At 71.1% G+C, this 3628-nt stretch carries 4 protein-coding genes and 2 pseudogenes; 3 read left to right on the forward strand and 3 right to left on the reverse strand.

Annotated features, from left to right (window positions below):
* The 3 genes and pseudogenes from ACFDTC_RS16280 to ACFDTC_RS16290 form a co-directional block, all read right to left on the reverse strand.
* Positions 1 to 254, reverse strand: a pseudogene (locus ACFDTC_RS16280) (dihydroorotase); the annotation flags it as partial.
* The gene (locus ACFDTC_RS16285) at positions 251 to 772 is read right to left on the reverse strand and encodes an aspartate carbamoyltransferase catalytic subunit (protein WP_375259936.1); all 522 of its coding nucleotides are present in this window, start codon (positions 770 to 772) and stop codon (positions 251 to 253) included. The pseudogene ACFDTC_RS16280 and the gene ACFDTC_RS16285, both read right to left, overlap by 4 nt.
* Before the next feature lie 5 nt (positions 773 to 777).
* Positions 778 to 1728, reverse strand: a complete 951-nt coding sequence (locus ACFDTC_RS16290; RefSeq protein ID WP_375259937.1) for an aspartate carbamoyltransferase catalytic subunit — start codon at positions 1726 to 1728, stop codon at positions 778 to 780.
* A gap of 112 nt (positions 1729 to 1840) precedes the next feature.
* On the opposite strand from ACFDTC_RS16290, the gene ACFDTC_RS16295 reads away from it, so the two are divergent.
* The 3 genes and pseudogenes from ACFDTC_RS16295 to ACFDTC_RS16305 form a co-directional block, all read left to right on the forward strand.
* Positions 1841 to 2632 (forward strand): uracil-DNA glycosylase family protein, encoded by a 792-nt coding sequence (locus ACFDTC_RS16295; RefSeq protein WP_375259938.1) that lies wholly within the window; start codon positions 1841 to 1843, stop codon positions 2630 to 2632.
* Positions 2633 to 2635: 3 nt separating this feature from the next.
* Positions 2636 to 3178, forward strand: coding sequence for a molybdenum cofactor biosynthesis protein B (moaB, locus tag ACFDTC_RS16300; protein WP_375259939.1), 543 nt, complete (start codon positions 2636 to 2638; stop codon positions 3176 to 3178).
* A gap of 94 nt (positions 3179 to 3272) precedes the next feature.
* Positions 3273 to 3628: pseudogene (locus ACFDTC_RS16305) on the forward strand (efflux transporter periplasmic adaptor subunit); the annotation flags it as partial.

Here is a 3628-nt window from a genome sequence, read left to right on the forward strand (position 1 = left end):
TAGCTTTCCTTGTGCCGCTCGCCCGGCTCGCCCACCTTGACGCCGATGTCGACGATGCCGGGCGCCAGGCACGCGCCGCGCGCGTCGATCACCGCGGCCTCGGGCGTGGCGATTTCGGCGACGGGAACGTCCTCGGGCTGGACCGCCGCGATCCTTCCGTCGAGGATCAGCAGATGCCCCCGAGTCTCGGCCCCGGCCTCGGGATCGATCAGGCGCGCGTTGGCGATCACCGTGTGCCGGACTTGGTCGCTCATGCGGCGATCCAAACCATGACGCCCACCAGCACGAACAGCACGAGAAGCGCGATGCTCGCGATCCGCCCGCTCATCGCCGCGTCCGAAGGTTTGCCGGCATCGGTGGTGCCGCGCGCGGCCTCGCTGTGCAGGGGCGCGCCGGCGGGCTCGGCACGTTCTTCGCCGAAGGTGCCGATCCAGCGCAGCGGCGCGCGCACATCGAGGGTCTGCGCCGTGCCGCCGAAGGCCTGCGCCGGCAGCGCGATCACGACGCCGTCGAGCGCGTCGACCCGCGCGCCGTGGCCGGCGAGCGACTCTTCGGTGACGCCGTGCGCCTCGCGCAGGTAGCGCGACAGCGGCATCTCGCCGAGATCCGCCACCCGCACCACGTCGACGAAATCCTCGCGCAGCGTCCGCGCGTCCAGTGCCTCGCGCAGCGGCCATGTCTCGCCCGCGGTGGCGAAGCGCTGGGCCTCGTCCTCGGGCAGGTCAACGGCGAACAGCCGCAGCACGTCGCGTTCGGTTCCGCTGATCCGCATCGTCGTCATGCCATCACCTCCGAAGGTCGGGCGCGCAGGTTGCGCGCCAGCAGGTCCATCGCCGCCATGCGCACCGCGACGCCCATTTCCACCTGGTCCTGGATCACGCTGCGGTTGATGTCGTCGGCCAGCGTGCCGTCGATCTCGACACCGCGGTTCATCGGGCCGGGATGCATCACGATCGCGTCGGGCGCCGCATGGCCAAGCTTTTCCGCGTCCAGCCCGAAGCGGTGGTAGTACTCGCGCTCGGACGGGATGAAGCCGCCGTCCATGCGTTCCTTCTGAAGCCGCAGCATCATCACCACGTCGGCGCCCTTCAGCCCCTCGCGCATGTCGGCGAAGACCTCGGCCCCGAAGTCGCCGATCCCGGCGGGTATCAGCGTCTCGGGCCCGATCAGGCGGATGCGGTTCTCCATCTTGTGCAGCAGCAGCAGGTTCGACCGCGCCACGCGGCTGTGCGCGATGTCGCCGCAGATCGCGACGGTCAACCGGTGCAGCCGGCCCTTGGCGCGGCGGATCGTCAGCGCGTCCAGCAGCGCCTGGGTGGGGTGCTCGTGCCGCCCGTCGCCGGCGTTGATCACGGCGCAGTTCACCTTCTGCGCCAGCAGATCGACCGCGCCGGAATGCGGGTGGCGCACCACCAGCAGGTCGGGATGCATCGCGTTCAGCGTCATCGCGGTGTCGATCAGCGTCTCGCCCTTCTTCACCGAGGATGCCTGCATCGCCATGTTCATCACGTCGGCGCCCAGCCGCTTGCCGGCCAGCTCGAAGCTCGCCTGCGTGCGGGTCGAGTTCTCGAAGAACATGTTGACCTGCGTCAGCCCGGCCAGCGCGCTCGCGTGCTTGTCGCGGCTGCGGTTGAACCGGACGTATTGCTCGGCCAGGTCGAGGATCGTGGTGATCTCGTCCGGCCTCAGGGGCTCGATTCCCAGCAGGTGGCGGTGGTCGAAGCGCATGCGTCTCTCGGTCCTGGCGACTGGTCCGGTTGTAGGTAGCGCGGGCGGCAGGGGCAAGGCGTTGCGCGCGCGGGCTGTTCCCGCCGCCCGCCTGCGCGGATAGGATGGCGGCATGGATTCGGCATTGGACTGGCACGCCGCGCGCGCGGCGCTCGAATGGCAGCTCGAAATGGGCGTGGACGAGGCGATCGGCGAGACGCCGGTCGACCGGTTCGCGGCCGAGTCCGCGCGCGTGGCCGCCGCCGCGCAATCCGCGCCGACCATCGCCACCGCGCCCGCCGCCCCGATGCGCGCCGAGGCCGTCGATCCTGTGGCCGAGGCCGAGGCGGCCGCGGCGGCTGCGTACGACCTCGACGCGCTGCGCGAGGCGATGGCGGCGTTCGACCACTGCGCGCTGAAGCGCGGCGCGCGCAATCTGGTGTTCTGCGACGGCACGCCCGGCGCGCGCGTGATGATCGTGGGCGAGGCGCCCGGCCGCGAGGAGGACCTGCAGGGCAAGCCCTTCGTCGGCCAGGCGGGCCAGTTCCTCGACCGGATGCTGGCCGCCATCGGCCTGTCGCGCGCCGAAAGCGTCTACATCACCAACGTGATGCCCTGGCGCCCGCCGCAGAACCGCGATCCCAAGCCGGACGAGATCGCCATGATGCAGCCATTCCTGTGCCGGCACATCGCGCTGGCGGACCCGGACGTGCTGGTGATCATGGGCAACATCTCGGCCCAGGCGCTGCTGGGCAAGCGCGGCATCCTGCGCCTGCGCGGCCACTGGGCCGAGGCCGAGGGCCGCCCGGCGCTGCCGATGACCCACCCGGCCTACCTGCTGCGCACCCCCGCCGCCAAGCGCGAGGCCTGGGCCGACCTGCTGTCGCTGCAGGCCAAGCTGCGCGAGACCGCCAACCAAGGATAGACCATGTCGAGAATTGACGAGAGCCGCGACTTCATCCCCGTGCGCATCGCCGTGCTGACGGTGTCCGACACGCGCACCGCGGGCGACGACCGCTCGGGTGACACGCTGGTCGAGCGGCTGGAGGGCGCGGGCCACACGCTGGCCGCCCGCGCGATCCTGCCCGACGACCGCGCGCTGATCGCCGGCAAGCTGCGCGAGTGGATCGCCTCGCCCGAGATCGACGCCGTCATCTCGACCGGCGGCACGGGCCTTACGGGCCGCGACGTGACGGTCGAGGCGCACAGGGACGTCTACGAGAAGGAGATCGACGCCTTCGGCACGGTCTTCACGATGATCAGCTACGAGAAGATCGGCACCTCGGCGGTGCAGAGCCGCGCGACCGGCGGCGTGGCGGGCGGAACCTACCTGTTCGCCCTGCCGGGAAGCCCCTCGGCCTGCCGCGACGCCTGGGACCAGATCCTGGTGAAACAGCTCGACTACCGCCACCGGCCCTGCAACTTCGTCGAGATCATGCCCCGCCTGGACGAGCATCAGCGGCGGAAATAGGCCCGCCTCGTCACGGCCTTGTGGCTTGGCACCGGCCGGCGGGTCTATATCTGGGTAAGGGGCGGCACGCGGGCCGTCCGCCACGGAGATGCGGATGCGCTTTCTCGGAAAAAGCCTGCTGGGCCTGTTCCTGCTGTCCCTCACGCTGGGGCTGATCGTCTTCGCCGGCGTGCTGGTGCGCGACGCGGTTCAGGTGCGGATGGCCGACGAGCCGCGCACGCCCGAGGCGCAGGAGCGCGTCTTCGCCGTCTCCGCCGTCACCGTGACCCCCGCCACCGAAACGCCCGTGCTGACCGCCTTCGGCGACGTGCAAAGCCGCCGCACCCTTGAGCTGCGCAGCGCCGCGGCGGGCCGGATCGTGGAACTGGCGTCCGAATTCGTCGAGGGCGGCCGCGTCGCCGAGGGGCAGCTTCTGGCCCGCATCGACCCGACCGAGGCCGAGGCCGCGCT

Source organism: Citreimonas sp., assembly GCF_042096055.1.
Lineage (GTDB): Bacteria > Pseudomonadota > Alphaproteobacteria > Rhodobacterales > Rhodobacteraceae > Citreimonas.

Coding starts and splice junctions, on each gene's coding strand:
- ACFDTC_RS16285 (WP_375259936.1), bottom strand. CDS start 772: ATGCGGATCAGCGGAACCGAACGCGACGTGCTGCGGCTGTTCGCCGTT.
- ACFDTC_RS16290 (WP_375259937.1), bottom strand. CDS start 1,728: ATGCGCTTCGACCACCGCCACCTGCTGGGAATCGAGCCCCTGAGGCCG.
- ACFDTC_RS16295 (WP_375259938.1), top strand. CDS start 1,841: ATGGATTCGGCATTGGACTGGCACGCCGCGCGCGCGGCGCTCGAATGG.
- moaB (WP_375259939.1), top strand. CDS start 2,636: ATGTCGAGAATTGACGAGAGCCGCGACTTCATCCCCGTGCGCATCGCC.